Origin of the sequence: Pseudomonas sp. SCA2728.1_7 (genome assembly GCF_018138145.1) — a bacterium.
In the GTDB taxonomy this organism is placed as follows: domain Bacteria; phylum Pseudomonadota; class Gammaproteobacteria; order Pseudomonadales; family Pseudomonadaceae; genus Aquipseudomonas; species Aquipseudomonas koreensis_A.
The window spans coordinates 213,009-228,106 of record NZ_CP073104.1; the positions used below are offsets into that span (position 1 = coordinate 213,009).

Sequence of the window (15,098 nt, forward strand, 5' to 3'; positions counted from 1 at the left end):
GATTCAAGGAGCTGTTACATGCATTACCGTTCCCGTTCATTACTGGCGGCCGCTGTCGCGTGCGCCATCTGGCAACTTCCGGCCAACGCCGAAGAAACTTCCGCCAGCGCCGACAGCGACTCCCGCCTCGGTACCGTGCTGGTCACCGGCACCCGGGGTACTTCGCGCACCGTGCTGGATTCGCCGGTGCCGGTCGACGTGCTCACCGCCGAAGACCTGAAATCCGCCGGCGCCGCTGATGGTGAATTGGGCGCGGCGTTGCAGACGCTGTTGCCGTCCTTCAGCCTGCCGCGCCAATCCAACTCCGGTGGCGCCGACCATGTGCGCGCGGCGCAATTGCGCGGCATGAGTCCGGATCAGGTGCTGGTGCTGGTCAACGGCAAGCGTCGCCACACTTCGGCGGTGGTCAACGATTCCTCGAAGATTGGCCGCGGTACCGCGCCGGTCGACTTCAACTCGATCCCGCTCAGCGCGATCAAACGTATTGAAGTGCTGCGTGACGGCGCCGGTGCGCAGTACGGTTCAGACGCGATTGCCGGGGTGATCAACATCATCCTCGACGACGCGCCCGAGGGCGGCGAAGTGTCGACCAGTTATGGCGCTTATCACACCCATCAGGACGCCATCGGCAAGACCACCACCGACGGCCAGAACAGCGTGACCACGGCGAAGATCGGCACGCGCCTGGGTGAGGAGGGCGGGTTTATCCGTGGCGGCACCGAATACAAGGATCGCAACCCGACCAACCGCGCCGGTTTCGACGGTTTTGCCGACAGCCCCGGTCAGCGCAACTATGTGATGGGCGACGGCGTCGCGCGCGACGTCAACCTCTGGTTCAACAGTGAACTGCCGCTGGCCGGCGGCAAGGCCTACAGCTTCGGCACCTATAACCAGCGTCACACCACCGGCGCCGAGTTCTATCGTTACCCGTACGAACAGCCGCAGTTCTACCCCAACGGCTACTTGCCGCAATCGCTCGGCGACAATAAAGACATCTCCGCCACCGCCGGTTTCAAAGGCCTGATCGGTGACGAGTGGGACTTTGACAGCAGCGTCACCCACGGTCGCAACCGCTTCGAGGGCTCGACCCGGCGCACGCTGAACGTCAGCCTCGGCGAAGACTCACCGACGAAGTTCGACACTGGCGATTACGAGCTGCGCCAGACCACCAGCAACCTCGACTTCAGCCGCGAACTGCGTCTCGGCGAGCGCTCGTTCGTACTCGCGGTGGGCGGCGAATACCGCTATGAAAACTACCTGACCTATGCCGGTGACGAGGCTTCGTATATCGGCTCCGGGGCGGACGGCGCCAATGGCCTGCGCCCGAGCGAAGAGTCGGATCTGGATCGCAACGTGTTCGGTACTTACGCCGAGTTGTCCGGTGATCTCACCGACCGCTTCTTCGTCGACGCCGCCACCCGCTGGGAGCATTACGACGATGCCGGCAGCAAACTCACCGGCAAACTCAGCGGTCGCTACAAACTCACTGAGCAATGGGCCTTGCGCGGTGCGGTCTCGAACAACTTCCGCGCGCCGTCTCTGGCCCAAAGCGGCTTCCAGAACACCACCAGCAACTTCGGCGATGGCGGTACGCTGACTGACATCCGCGTGCTCTCGGTCAACGATCCGATCGCCCGTGCACTCGGCGCCGAGAAGCTCGATCCGGAAACCTCGAAAAACTTCAGCCTCGGCCTGACCTTTCAGTTGAACGAACGCTTCGATGCCTCCCTGGACGTGTTCCGCATCGACGTCAAAGACCGCATCACCCTGTCGCAACGCATTGGCAGCGATGCTCTGGAAACCTACATCAATGACAACTTCGGCGTTGCTGGCGTGCACGACGTCAACTTCTTCACCAACGCCGCCGACACCAGCACCGACGGCGCCGAACTGGTGCTCAACTACCACCAGCCGTTCTACGAAGGGCAACTGGGCCTGACCACCGCGTACACCTACAACCACACCAAAGTCACCAGCACCAAAGGCACACCGTCGCAACTGACGGCGCTGGGCATTGGTAATGACGCCCTCGTTGGTGTCGAGGAAACCAACACCCTGACCGACGCGGCGCCGAAGGATCGCTTCATCTTTTCCGCTAACTGGGCCAGCGAACACTGGGGCCTGCTTGGAAGATTGACGCGCCAGGGCGAGACCACCCGGGTGTTCGACTTCGGCGATTCGCAACCGGAGCAAACCTACGGCGCCGTGTGGCAGCTGGACGCCGAGGTGGCCTACAAATTCACTCCGAAATTCAACATTGCCGTGGGCGGCAACAACCTCACCGACAACTACCCGGAACGTTCTGGCTCGGCGATCAACTACGGCGGCAACCTGCCGTACGACGTGCTCTCGCCAATCGGCACCAACGGCGCCTACTACTACGCCCGCGCCACCTATGGTTTCTGACGCGGGACCGGGGCGGCATCTGCCGGTGTTTCAGGCGTTGCTGATCACGCTGGGCATGGTGATCACCACCGACATCCTGAAAACCGCGCCGACCGTCGCCCTCAACGTCGGGCCGGAATATTTCTACCTGGTGTGGGTGCTGGGTGGCGTCGCATCAATGATCGGCGCGCTGTGTTTTGCCGAGATGGCCACGGCGTTTCCGCACCCGGGCGGCGACTATCACTTTCTGCGCACGGCGTATGGCGAGCGCATGGGATTCCTGTTCGCCTGGTCGCGGTTTTCGGTGATGCACACCGGCTGGATAGCGTTGTCGGCGTTCATGTTTGCCGATTACCTCAATGCGGTGGTGCCGTTGGGGCAGTACGGCTCGGGGTTGTTTGCCGGGGCGGTGATTGCCGCGTTGGTGTTGCTTAATCTCACCGGCAAGCACATTGGTTTTCTCACCCAGACCTTGTTGGTGGGGTTGCTGGCGCTGGGTTTTTTGAGCATCGCCAGTGCCGGCGTTTTTTTGGCCTGGCAAGGTATCGAAGCGCCTGCGCCGAATCTCTCGCCCGTCGCGGAAAACACCGGTATGGCCGGATTTTCGGCGGCGATGATTTTCGTCTTTCTGGCGTTCGGCGGCTGGAGCGATGCGGCGACGTTATCGGCGGAAGTGCGTGATGGCCGGCGCGGGATCTTCATCGCCATGCTCGGTGCGCTGAGCGTGTTGATGGCGATCTATCTGGCGCTCAATTGGGCGTTCGTTCAGGGTCTGGGGTTCGCTGGATTAGCGGCCAGCAATGCGCCGGCGGTTGAGTTGTTGAACCGTGCATTCGGTGCGCCGGGTGTGATGCTGATTTTGCTGATGGTCGGCATCGCCGCGATTGCGACCATCAACTCGACCCTTCTGGTCGGCGCGCGCACCACCTACGCCGCCGCGCGCGATATACCTCAGCTGCGCAGATTCGGCGAATGGGATGACCGGCATGGTGTGCCGCGCAAAGCGTTGCTGGCGGAAGGTGCGGTGGCGTTGTTGCTGGTGCTGTTCGGCAGTTTTACCCAGAGCGGTTTCAACACAATGGTCGAGTACCTGACCCCGGTGTACTGGCTGTTTCTGAGTTTGAGCAGCGTGGCGCTGATTATTCTGCGGTGGCGTTTTCCCGAGGTGTCGCGGCCGGTGAAGGTGCCGTTGTATCCGCTGTTGCCGCTGCTGTTTTTCGGGTTGTGCCTGTACATGCTGTATTCCAGCGTGACGATGGTGGGGTTTGGGGCGTTTTTGGGGATTGCGGTGTTGTTGGTGGGGGCTGTGCTTTTGGCCGGGTTGAGCCGTTTAAAAGCGAACCCTCACCCCAGCCCTCTCCCGGAGGGAGAGGGGGCCGACCGAGGTGTCTTGGGGGATACATCGACCTGAAAGACCGAATCGATTATGGCTTGAAGCAAATACTGATCGAGGTCGGTTGTGGATTCAGTGAGGTACGTTCAGGTCGGCGTACTTCTCCAATATCCCCCAATCAGTCCCCTCTCCCTCTGGGAGAGGGTTAGGGTGAGGGGCTTCTGATTCTAGAAGGACACCTCCGCCGGCTGCGACAACCGCAGCACCGACAAATCCCCCGTAATACGCTTGTAAGCCAAACGAATCGCTTCGATGTTGCCCGCATTCTTCGCACTGTTCTCATGCAGGATCACAATCACCTTGGTGCTCAAGCGTTCAGGCTCTTTTGCGCCTTTATCCCGCCATTGCCCATAAGCATCAAGCACACTGAAGCCATCAGGAAACCGCGACGTAACCTCCTGATCAAGAAACTCACGCCAGCGCGTGGGGCTGACCGCGCCTTCCTTGCCATCAATCGACCCCACGGAGAAGTACAACTCGGTGCGAATCCACTGCGCCTGCGCCGGCCGCGAGGCATCGCCTTGCAAGGTCGAACTGGCAGGATCATGGGTGTGAACGGACGCAGGAGGAGGATTGGCACAACCGGCGACGGCCAAGAACAAGGCCGCCAGTAAAAGACGTTGAGGCATGGAACATCCTTATTGAACGATGAGTAAACCGCTCGAGTATAAGGTTGCTGTCTGACCACCAATAAAGACCTAAAAAGCAGGCATTTAGGCGCTTCGGGAATAACCCTTCACCGCGCAAAAAATGTGGGAGCGAGCCTGCTCGCGAAAGCGATTTTTCAGACAGCGAAAATATTCCATGCCAGAGCCTCACCGATTCATTACCCACTCTCCGGTGGTTTCGCCAACGCAATCTCTGCCGCACCCAGCCGCTTGAGAATTTCAAACAGCAAATCACTTTTGGTGACCCCGACAATCCGCGGGCTGCCCACGTAACCGGTCACCGTCAAGGTAATGCCGTCCGGCGACAAGTTGCTGAAGCGCACGAACGGTGCCGGTTTATCGAGGATGGTTTCGTTCTCCCGGTAAGTGTTGAGCAACAGGTCTTTGACCTCTTCAGGATCAATGTCCAGCGGGAACACCAACTCCAGCGACGCCACGCCTTGCGCGGTACCGCCCAGCGTCACGTTGCGCAGGTTCTGCGAAATCAATTGCGAGTTCGGGACGATGACGATCGAGCGGTCACTGAGCTGGATTTCCGTGGCGCGCACGTTGATGCGACGGATATCGCCTTCTACGCCACTGATGCTGATCAAATCGCCGACCTTCACCGGGCGTTCAGTCAGCAGAATCAGGCCGGAGACGAAGTTCTTCACGATCTCCTGCAGACCGAAACCGATGCCCACCGACAACGCACTGACGATCCACGCCAGATTGGTCCACTGCACGCCCAGCGACGACAGCGTCAGCAGAATCACGAAGGCGTAACCGATGTTGGAAAACAGTGTGCTCAGCGACGCACACATGCCCGGGTCCATGTCGGTCTTGGGCAGGAACTCGTTGTCGAGCCAACGACGCAGGGCGCGGATCAGCCAGATGCCGATCATCAGCGCCAGTACGGCATTGAGCAGATGGCCGGGGACGATGTTCAGCTTGCGCAGTCCGGCGCCGCCGAGGATCGCCATGATGTTGCTCGCCAGTTGCCCGAGCGTGGTGCCGATGCCGCCGACAAACAGGGCGATGACCGCCAGCAGCAACAACGCGGCACGGCTGAAACCGGACAGCAGAATCGAGATCTGATCGAGTCGCCGGTCACCGATACCCAGTAGCTGTTTGAGCGCCTTGCCGCTCGCATGTCTGGGTGAAAAAACGTGCTCGCAGACGTCCTTGATCAACTGGATCAGCAGGTAAAAACCTGACAGGACAATGTACGCCCACACCAGCTCATAACTGATGAACCGCGCCAGCGATACATAGCCGGCGAGCAGGGCAATCGCCGAGACGAACATCGAGACGCTGGCCAGGGTGTAGATCACCCCGGCGAACGTGCTGTTCGCCGCCGCCGCATCATTGGCTGCGACCAAGGCCTTGCGCACCTTGCCGACGCGCAACAGCAGGACCGTCACGATCGCCAGCACAACGATGGAAATGACCCCGCGCCCGGCGATCACGATCTGGCTGCTCATGCCGGTGGCATTGCTGACCTGCACCAGCGTCACCAGCACCAATAACGTGCAGGACAAGATGCGCGGGTAGGGCCTGAGCGCCAGCGCCACCTGATCGGCAATTGCCGGCAGGCGCCACGAGGGATGTTCGGTCGACAGCAGCGCGCGGCTCAACCCGGTGAGCAGCACGCAGGCATACACCACCTTCTCGAACTCTTCGGAGAAGGTTTCCAGCACGGGTGGCAAGGGTTGATGGCGGGTGCAGGCGTAGAAGAGCAACTGCAAGGCAATGCCGGTGGTGGCGATGGTCGCCAGCGCCGAGGCGAACGCCAGCGCACTGCGGCGCAGACGTCCCTCGGGCACGCGGTGAATGCACACCCAGGTCAGACCGCGTTCGGCCAACCGGCGTCCAAATGTCCAGATGATCAGCGCCACTAACACCAACACACTGGTGTAGAACCGCTCTCCCGGCGCCCACACGGTGGCCCAGGTGTCGCGCACCTGGGCGACGAAAAAGCGCAGACGCTGACGATCATCCTCGGTCGGACTCACCAGCGGCGACCAGAAACTCGGGCTCAGCACGCTGTCAGTGCCCAGCGTCAGCTCACTTTCCAGCAGTGTGCGACGGATGCCGGCGATCTGCGTAATCAGATCCGCCGCGCTCTGCTTCAACGCCGCCAGGCTCTTCAGCGTGCCGTCGACCTTGCTCTTCTGCTCGGCCAGCGATGCCCGTTGCGCGACGATGTCTGCCTGCTCCGCCGCCAGATCAGCGTCCGGCGCGGCCCCCAGCACCCCTAGCTGCACGGCCAGTTGCGCCTGCTGCGGCAACAACGCCGCCGACAACCGATCGACATCCAGAATGAATGCCTGCACCCGATCCTGCGGGCCTTCGAGCTGGTTGTAGTTGTTCGCGGCGGAAATCTGTTGCTTGAGCCCGTCGAGGCGTTGTTGCAGCGCCTGCAGATCGCTTTGCGAAATCACCGGCAACGGCGCGGCGGCGGTGGTTACCGGCGCCGGCAAGTCGGCAGCCAATAGCGTCGGGCTACCGCCAACAAGCAGCATGAACACGACAAAAAACAACGACTTCAATGTGTTGCACATGGGTGAGGCGGCTCGAATGGATCACACAGTCTATGAGGTTAGGTGATCGAGCCGATCGAGGAGGAAAACTTTCCGGCAGAGCAGGGCAGGTGCGCAGCGCTGCCAAACGAAAAAAGCCCGACGGATGAGGTCGGGCCTTTCTTCGGTGACTGCGCTGAAGCGCTGCATTCAGACGTCGCGGCGTTCAATCAAGCGGTCCGAACCACCTTCGGCTACGGCATCGCTGAACAGCGGATCGGTCTCGGTTGCGGCGGCTACGGCATCACTGAACAGCGGATCGGTCTCGGTTGCGGCGGCTACGGCATCACTGAACAGCGGATCGGTCTCGGTTGCGGCGGCTACGGCATCACTGAACAGCGGATCAGTCTGGGTCGCGGCGGCTACTGCGTCGCTGAACAGCGGATCAGTCTGGGTGGCAGGTTCAGCGGCAAAAGCATTCAGGGCGAACAGTGAGAAAGCGATGCTGAAAAGGGCTTGGCGTTTCATGAGTGTGTGCTCCGTGGGGTAGTGGTTAGGTCTGGAGCCGATCTTACGCCGCGAGCCTGATAAGAGAACTTCATTGAATCAATGGTTGTTATTGATGCGGTTAATGGTTGTTCTTTTTGAACGCATCGGGGATAGCGCCGGGACTCACCTGAGCACTGATCAGCTCGGCCAACATCCGCACAGGTTCGGTGAAGGTCTGGCGAGATCGGTGCACCAACCCTATATCTCGATGGAAGGTGTGCTGGCCGAGGTCGAGTACCCTTACACCGTCGGGCCATGCAAAATCGGGCGCCGTCTGCGGCACCAACGCCACGCCCACGCCGTTCTCGACCAGCTTGATGATCGCCTCCAGTTCATCCAGTTCGCAGACTTCGTGCAGGTTGAAATGCATCTGCCGCAAAAAGCGGTCGACCTGCCTGCCGCCGAAAGAGGACCGGTCATATCGAATGAATGGCTGGCTGGAAAGCAACCGGGTCCAGTCATCTCCGGGCACGTCTCGGGGCACGATCAATCGGTAAGGCTCCAGCGCCAAGGTTGTCCAGCGCAGATCACTTTGCAGTGAGAAGGGCGGGCGGATGATCACGGCCATGTCGATCTCGCCAGCATCCACCAGGTTGACCAGTTCCATCGACAAACCCGGCACTACCCGGGATCGGCACTGCGGGCAGTGCTGGTGAAACTTTGCCAGCGCGTCAGGCAAGTAAGAGCGCTGCACCGAGGCAATTGCGCCAATGTTGACCAGCACGCTGGGCGGCAATCCCACCGTCGTCGAGCCGAGGCTGTCGTAGAGCCTGAGCAGTTCTTGCGCCTGCAGGAGGATCTGCTGGCCCATTTTGTTGAGGTGTGCCGAGCGCCCTTTTCTGTCGAAAAGCTCGAAGCCGAGTTCAGCTTCCAGGCGCTGGATCTGTGCGCTGACGGCGGCCTGCGTGAGGCCGATTTTGTTGCCTGCTGCAGCGAAAGTACCTTCGCGCGCGACGGCGATAAGTGTCTTCAGTTCTTTGATCATTCACAAATATTAATTGTGTTTCTAAGAAATATATATTGATTTTTATGTTTGGTTTTCCGTCCTAGGATGTTTCCCATCCCCCGGCAGCGGCTGAACCCAAGGCGCCGATGACGGCAGGAATGTTCGCCAACCCACAACAATATGATCGGAGTTCTGATGAGCCTCTCGCCTTTCCACCTCGCTATCCCCGTTTACGATCTGGCTGCAGCGCGCACCTTTTACGGTGAAGTCTTCGGTCTTGAAGAAGGGCGCTCCAGTACTCAGTGGGTCGACTTCGATTTTTATGGCCACCAACTGGTCATTCACGAACACCCGAAAACTGCGTCCCAGGAAAGTGTTCACAGCAACCCGGTCGACGGTCACGACGTTCCGGTTCCGCACTTCGGCATCATTTTGGGATGGCAGCAGTGGGAAGCCTTGGCCGAACGCCTGAAGTCCTTTGGCACCGAGTTTGTGATCGAACCGTACATTCGCTTTCAGGGGCAGGTTGGCGAGCAAGCCACCATGTTTCTCTTTGATCCATGCGGCAACGCTCTGGAATTCAAGGCTTTCAAGGATATGAGCCAGCTCTTCGCCAAGTGACAAACGTCATGGCACAACCCGGTTGTGCCATTCGGTCTCAAGTGAGCTGGAAGCTCATGACTCTAGCAACTGCCCATAACGCAGACCTTTCATTCCAACAAAAAGGCTAGACATGAAACGTATTCCCTTGGTGTGGCAAATCGTTGCCGGGCTGTTGCTTGGCGTGCTCGTCGGTTGGTATTTCAATACCCATCCGCAGTATCAAACGTGGGTGAGTGCGGAGATCCTCAAACCCCTCGGTGACATCTTTATCAAGATGATGAAGATGGTCGTTGTACCCATTGTGTTCTGTTGCATGATTCTGGGCATTGCCGGCGGTGGCGATAACAAGTCGTTTGGCCGCATGGGCATCAAGTCGCTGGGGTATTTCTTTGCGATTACCGCGCTGGCGATTGTGGTCGGCCTGTGTTTCGCAAATATCTTCGAGCCGGGTACCGGCACCGATATTTCCGGCCTGTCCCACGGCACGGCGTCAATCAACATGGAGCCGTCAAAAGGCGCACTGGTGATCCTGCAGAACATCGTGCCGGACAATGTTCTGCTGGCGATGTCGGAAGCGAAATTGCTCTCGGTGCTGTTCTTTGCCGTGCTGTTCGGCCTCGCCCTGAATGCGCTGCCGAGAGAGAAAAGTGCACCGGCCATTGCGCTGGTCCAGAGCATTTCCGACGCGATGTTCAAGGTTGTCTCAATGGTCATGGCCTACGCGCCGATTGGGGTCTTCGGCATGATTGGCGCAACGGTCGCGACGTTTGGGTTTGCCTCGCTGTTGCCGCTGCTCAAGTTGATTGGTGTGGTTTACCTGGCGCTGATTGTTTTTGCCTTGGTGATACTCGGTGGCATTTGCTACTTGATTGGCGAGAACATTTTCAAATTGATCCGCTACTTCCGCGGTGAATTGATTCTGGCGTTCTCGAGTGCCGCATCGGCCGCCGTCATGCCGCAGTTGATGAGCCGATTGGAGAGCTACGGCGTACCGCGTCGGATCGTCAGTTTCGTGGTGCCGGTGGGTTATGCATTCAATCTGGACGGTGCCTCGATTTTCCTCGGCGTGGCGACGATTTTCGTGGCGCAACTCTATGGCATCGACCTGTCCCTGTCGCAGCAGATCCTGCTGGTAGTGACGATGGTGCTGACCTCGAAAGGCGCGGCGGGTGTGCCCGGGTTTGCCATCATCATCCTCTCCGCAACGTTGGCTTCAGCCGGTCTTCCTTTAGAGGGTGTGGCATTGATCGCGGGTATTTTCAGGATCATCGACAGCGGCACGACCACGCTGAATGTATTGGGCAATGCCATCGCACCGCTGGTGATTGCCAAGTGGGAAAGGGCTGCGCTTGAACCCTCACGTGCTCGTACCGCAGCCGAAGTGTGAGTTTTTTGCGGACATTCGCTTTTGCAATCGCACTTTTGACGAGTGCACGCCCGCTGGCACAGGGGCGTTTTTTTGGGTCTTTTTACTAGACGACCGGTCTATTGATTTGGAGTTCTTATGATTGATAACGCTGTTGATACCGACCTTTTTTCGCCCATGGCCATGGGCGCGCTGCAGTTAGCCAATCGGATTGTCATGGCACCGGTGACCCGCAGCCGGATGGCCGAAGATGGCGTGCCGAATGAAATGCATGCGACCTATTACGCCCAGCGCGCCAGTGCAGGCTTGATCATCGCCGAAGCGACGAACATTTCCGCTCAGGGACGCGGCTATGCGATGACCCCGGGAATCTGGTCGCAAGAGCAGGTCGCCGGGTGGAAGAAAGTCACCGATGCCGTACACGCCGCGGGCGGAAAAATCGTCAGCCAGTTGTGGCATGTCGGGCGTTTTTCCAGTGTCGAGTTGCAGCCCAATGGCCAGGCACCGGTCGCGCCTTCGGCGATCAAGGCTGAGGGCAGCACGTACACCGAGAAAGGTTTCGTCGAAGTGTCGATGCCGCGTGCGCTTGAGACCTCGGAAATTCCGGGAATCATCGAGCAGTACAAACTGGCTGCCGAGAACGCCAGGCGCGCCGGTTTCGACGGTGTGGAAGTGCATTCTGCCAACAGTTATCTGCTCGACCAGTTTCTGCGCGATTCGACCAATCAGCGCACCGATCAGTACGGCGGCTCCATCGAAAACCGTGCGCGGCTGACGCTGGAGGTCACCGAAGCGGTGGTGTCCATCTGGGGCAGCGACCGCGTCGGTATCCGACTGTCGCCCGTAACCCCCGATGCCGGCAATACGCCGCCCGACAGCAACGTCATGGCGACTTACGGCTACCTGATCCAGCAACTCAATCGATTCAATCTGGCCTACCTGCATTTCGTCGAAGGCGCCACCGCCACATCTCGAACCGTGCCCGCGGGCGTGGACCTGGACGCACTGAGTGCGCAGTTCGAAGGCCCGTTCATTGGCAACAACAACTATGACCTGGCGATGGCGCTCGAGCGTCGGGCGCAGGGCCGCATCGACGCGGTGGCGTTTGGTCGCCTGTTTATTGCCAACCCCGATCTGGTGGAACGTCTGCGGCACGGTCTCGAACTGACCATTGCGCCGCGTGAGAGTTACTACGGCGGAGGCGCCAAAGGCTACATCGATTGGCCCACCGCTAACGCCTGAATGACTGCCCGGACGCAATCGCATTCACTGCAATGAGGAATGGAACATGAACTATCTGCACAACAAAGTCGCCATCGTCACCGGCGCATCTTCCGGCATCGGAGCGGCAACCACTCGTGCGCTGGCAGCACACGGCGTTCGCGTCGTTGCCGCCGCGCTGGATGAACACGGTCTGAATACGTTCGTCGCCGAGTTGCGTGATGCCGGTCATGACGTGTGTGCATTTACCACTGATGTGACCCGGCCGGATCAAACCCGGGCGCTCGCCAGATTCGCGCAGGACACCTATGGCGCTGTCGACATTCTGGTGAACAACGCCGGGCTGATGCTGTTCTCCAACTGGGTCGATCTGGCCGTGGCGGATTGGGACAAGATGATCGACGTCAACATCAAGGGCTATCTCAATGCCACAGCAGCCGTGCTGCCAATGATGCTCGAGCAGAAGTCCGGGCAGATCCTCAACATGGACTCGGTGGCCGGTCATCAGGTCGGGCCGGCGGCGGGTGTTTACAGCGCCACCAAATTCTTCGTGCAGGCCATGACCGAGTCCATGCGCAAGGAGCTGGGCGTGCAGCACGGCATCCGCGTCAACACGGTCAGCCCCGGCGTTATCAATACCGGCTGGGCGGACAAGGTCAGTGATCCAGAAGGGCGCAAGGCCGCCCAGGAACTGAACCGCATCGCCATTGCGCCTGACGATATCGCCCGTGCCGTGATCTACGCGCTCAACCAGCCGGAAAACGTCACCGTCAACGACCTGATCATTTCGCCGACGCGCCAGGATTGGTGAACGTCGGCTACTCCCGCAGCCGAGTGCCAACCCCGGCTCCCGGCAGCCCTTGTCACTCACCCCCAACGATAGGAAACAACCATGTCCAAGAACATCAAAGCCGTGCCGACGGCTGAATACAACGCTGTCATCGCGACCGCCAATCAATACGTCGAAGGCCTGCGCATTGGCAGCGCGCAAGGCGTCGCTCAAGCCTTCCATAAAGAGGCAGTGATGTACGGTTTCACCAACGGCGAACTGCTCGGCGGCCCGATCAAGAACCTGTTCGACTTTGTCGAGAAGAACGGCGCAGCCCCCGAAATCAGCACGCGACTCGACGTGCTGGCGATCACCCCGACCACTGCAGTGGTGCGTGTGGACATGGAAACGGATGCAATTGGCGCCGACTACAACGACTACCTGACCCTGATCAAAATCGACGGTGCCTGGAAGGTCATCGCCAAGGTGTATCACCAGTTCGAGGTCTGAATACCGACCGCTCCCGGCAGTTCGCTGCCGGGGATCAACACAAGAGGATTTATGCCATGCCGATGGTTGAGTTTGACGCTGTCCTGGACGGCGATGCACAACAGGTCTGGAACGTGTTGAAGCAGTTTGGCCAGATTCAGAACTGGCATCCTTCGATCGTGAGCAGCCAGATCGAACGCGGCGCAGCGCAGAGGGTGGGTTGTATTCGCACCCTCACGCTGACCGATGGCGCGGTTGTCAGAGAACGCTTGTTGGCGCTTGATGACTCAGCATTATCGCTGTCCTACCGCTTTGAAGAGGCACCTTTACCGCTGGATAACTACGTGGCCAGCGTGAAGTTGTTCGCTTTGAAGGGGCAGAACAAAACGCTCATCAGTTGGTCGGCAAGTTTCGATCCTCAAGAGCTGAATACCGCTGAGCACTATCAGGCACTGATCCAAAGCCTGATCGTTGAGGGTCACAATGGGCTGCAGGCATTGATCGCTCAGCATTGACATCACACCGTTTACACCCCCGCATTCCCGTAAGGAATGCAGGGCATAAAATTAATGAATTTTTCTTATATGAAGTCTCGGCGTAGTTTCTTCTGAAACAGAAAGGAGTCTCGTCGTGAACCCAACATCAGCAGAAAAATTCGACACCTTGCGCGCCAGCGAATACGCCCGGCAAAGCCGCATCGCCCTGGCCGGCTACGACGCCTGTCACGATCTGGCGGCCTGCATGTTGGCCGCCAGTCTCGGTTCGCGCCCGGCCAACATACTGGTGGTCGGCGCCGGCGGTACGGCGCAGGAAATCATTGCGATGGCGGCGCTGGAACCGCAGTGGCGTTTCATCGCGGTCGATCCTTCCGCGCCGATGCTTGAAGCCGCCGTGCAGCATTTGGAGGCCAACGACTTGCTGCATCGGACGCAGGTTCATCTCGGGCATGTCGAGGACTTGCCCGCCGATGCGTCATTCGATGCGGCGACGTTGATCGGCGTGCTCCACCATCTGCACGGTGACGATGCCAAACGCCAGATCCTGCAAACGATTCAGGCACGTCTCAAGCCGGGCGCGCCGCTGATTGTCGCGGGCAATCATTACGCCTACGCCAGCCAACCATTATTGCTGCAGGCGTGGGGGCAGCGTTGGCGCCAGCAGGGTGCCAGTGCGGAGGAGGTGAAGGCCAAGCTGGGCAAGATTCTGCAAGGCGCCGATCCGCCGCATTCCGAGGCGGCAGTTCAGGCGCTGTTGCGCGAGGCCGGATTTGGCGAGGCGACGCGGTTTTTCAGCAGTCTGTTCTGGGGCGCGTGGCTGACGTGTAAAACGGACGCCGCTAAAAGTAGCGACTCGGCACTTCCCCCAACACTTGCTTGAACACCGTCGCAAACGCACTGGAGCTGCTGTAGCCCAAGTCCATGGCGACCTGTGTGACCGACTGACCTTTGCCCAGCATGACAATCGCCGCCAGCAGACAGGCTTGCTGCCGCCATTCGATATAGCTGATCCCGGTGTGCAGCCGAAAGTGTCGGGTGAAGGTGCGTCGGCTCATGCCCGCCCGTTGCGCCATGTCGTCGATACCGACCTCCAGCGAAGGCTGCTGCAGAAACGCGCGGCACACCATTGCCAGTCTAGGTTCTGCCGGTAACGGCGCATTGAGCGAAAGCACGGGCATGCTGGCGATTTCATGCAGCAGCAAGCCCATCAAATGGCCGTCATGCCCTTGAGTGGAATAGCGCGCGGGGACATCGATGGCTTTCAACAGCAAATGGCGCAACAACGGCGACACCTCCAGCACCTGACATTGCCCCGGCAGTCCGAGGCGCTGCGCCGCTTGTTTGCGGATATAGGTGTTGTGCAGCGTGACAGTCCCGCGCATTTGCATGGAGTGGCGCAGTTGCGCGGGTACCCAGATGCCGCGCTGCGGCGGCACGACCCAGTTACCGTCATCGGTAAACACGGTGATGACACCGCTGGCCGCGTAGGCGAATTGGCCGCGCTGGTGATCGTGCAGCGGGAACAGCGTGCCGTCCGCGTAATCAATGGCGGTCACGACGGCGTCGCGCGGGGTGTTCTGATAGGGATGACTGGAGATTTCTCGCATGGCCCGATTCTAATGAAAGTTGGCCTGTGACTGAAAGCAGGCCATGTCGATTGCCTGCATATTTCTCGGCGCCCGAGTACTTCCGCTCGGCGCCGGGAAAGATT

General features: G+C 59.5%; 14 protein-coding genes. 9 read left to right on the forward strand and 5 right to left on the reverse strand.

Translation table 11 applies throughout. From position 1 onward, the window contains the following. The first annotated feature begins 18 nt into the window (after positions 1-18). Complete coding sequence (locus KBP52_RS00815) at positions 19-2,406, forward strand: TonB-dependent receptor (protein WP_212621762.1); 2,388 nt, start codon at positions 19-21, stop codon at positions 2,404-2,406. Continuing rightward, the gene (locus tag KBP52_RS00820) at positions 2,396-3,796 is read left to right on the forward strand and encodes an APC family permease (RefSeq protein WP_212621763.1); all 1,401 of its coding nucleotides are present in this window, start codon (positions 2,396-2,398) and stop codon (positions 3,794-3,796) included. The genes KBP52_RS00815 and KBP52_RS00820 overlap by 11 nt, the downstream gene beginning before the upstream one ends. A gap of 149 nt (positions 3,797-3,945) precedes the next feature. Here the strand turns inward: KBP52_RS00820 and KBP52_RS00825 are convergent, their stop codons facing one another. The 4 genes from KBP52_RS00825 to KBP52_RS00840 all read right to left on the reverse strand — a co-directional run bounded on the left by KBP52_RS00825 (position 3,946) and on the right by KBP52_RS00840 (position 8,481). Then, the gene (locus KBP52_RS00825; protein WP_077572506.1) at positions 3,946-4,407 is read right to left on the reverse strand and encodes a DUF3574 domain-containing protein; all 462 of its coding nucleotides are present in this window, start codon (positions 4,405-4,407) and stop codon (positions 3,946-3,948) included. A gap of 197 nt (positions 4,408-4,604) precedes the next feature. Continuing rightward, positions 4,605-6,989, reverse strand: coding sequence for a DUF3772 domain-containing protein (locus KBP52_RS00830; RefSeq protein ID WP_212621764.1), 2,385 nt, complete (start codon positions 6,987-6,989; stop codon positions 4,605-4,607). A gap of 168 nt (positions 6,990-7,157) precedes the next feature. After that, positions 7,158-7,475: a hypothetical protein gene (locus tag KBP52_RS00835; RefSeq protein ID WP_212621765.1), complete on the reverse strand. Its 318-nt coding sequence runs from the start codon at positions 7,473-7,475 to the stop codon at positions 7,158-7,160. Positions 7,476-7,575: 100 nt separating this feature from the next. Beyond that, on the reverse strand, positions 7,576-8,481 hold the full coding sequence (locus KBP52_RS00840; RefSeq protein ID WP_123593292.1) for a LysR family transcriptional regulator: 906 nt from the start codon (positions 8,479-8,481) through the stop codon (positions 7,576-7,578). A gap of 156 nt (positions 8,482-8,637) precedes the next feature. On the opposite strand from KBP52_RS00840, the gene KBP52_RS00845 reads away from it, so the two are divergent. From KBP52_RS00845 to KBP52_RS00875, 7 genes are all read left to right on the forward strand, one after another. Further along, the gene (locus KBP52_RS00845) at positions 8,638-9,063 is read left to right on the forward strand and encodes a VOC family protein (RefSeq protein WP_026000724.1); all 426 of its coding nucleotides are present in this window, start codon (positions 8,638-8,640) and stop codon (positions 9,061-9,063) included. Positions 9,064-9,175: 112 nt separating this feature from the next. Beyond that, positions 9,176-10,432 (forward strand): cation:dicarboxylase symporter family transporter, encoded by a 1,257-nt coding sequence (locus KBP52_RS00850; protein WP_212621766.1) that lies wholly within the window; start codon positions 9,176-9,178, stop codon positions 10,430-10,432. A gap of 117 nt (positions 10,433-10,549) precedes the next feature. Then, the gene (locus KBP52_RS00855) at positions 10,550-11,653 is read left to right on the forward strand and encodes an alkene reductase (RefSeq protein WP_212621767.1); all 1,104 of its coding nucleotides are present in this window, start codon (positions 10,550-10,552) and stop codon (positions 11,651-11,653) included. A 46-nt stretch (positions 11,654-11,699) separates the two neighbouring features. Continuing rightward, positions 11,700-12,443, forward strand: coding sequence for an SDR family oxidoreductase (locus KBP52_RS00860; protein ID WP_116029706.1), 744 nt, complete (start codon positions 11,700-11,702; stop codon positions 12,441-12,443). Between the two features lie 81 nt (positions 12,444-12,524). Next, on the forward strand, positions 12,525-12,911 hold the full coding sequence (locus tag KBP52_RS00865; protein ID WP_160057561.1) for a nuclear transport factor 2 family protein: 387 nt from the start codon (positions 12,525-12,527) through the stop codon (positions 12,909-12,911). Between the two features lie 56 nt (positions 12,912-12,967). Further along, the gene (locus KBP52_RS00870) at positions 12,968-13,405 is read left to right on the forward strand and encodes an SRPBCC family protein (protein ID WP_212621768.1); all 438 of its coding nucleotides are present in this window, start codon (positions 12,968-12,970) and stop codon (positions 13,403-13,405) included. 115 nt (positions 13,406-13,520) lie between these two features. Then, positions 13,521-14,267: a class I SAM-dependent methyltransferase gene (locus tag KBP52_RS00875; protein ID WP_212621769.1), complete on the forward strand. Its 747-nt coding sequence runs from the start codon at positions 13,521-13,523 to the stop codon at positions 14,265-14,267. Here the strand turns inward: KBP52_RS00875 and KBP52_RS00880 are convergent. Then, positions 14,227-14,994 (reverse strand): helix-turn-helix transcriptional regulator, encoded by a 768-nt coding sequence (locus KBP52_RS00880; protein ID WP_116029709.1) that lies wholly within the window; start codon positions 14,992-14,994, stop codon positions 14,227-14,229. The genes KBP52_RS00875 and KBP52_RS00880 overlap by 41 nt on opposite strands. Positions 14,995-15,098: the final 104 nt, after the last annotated feature.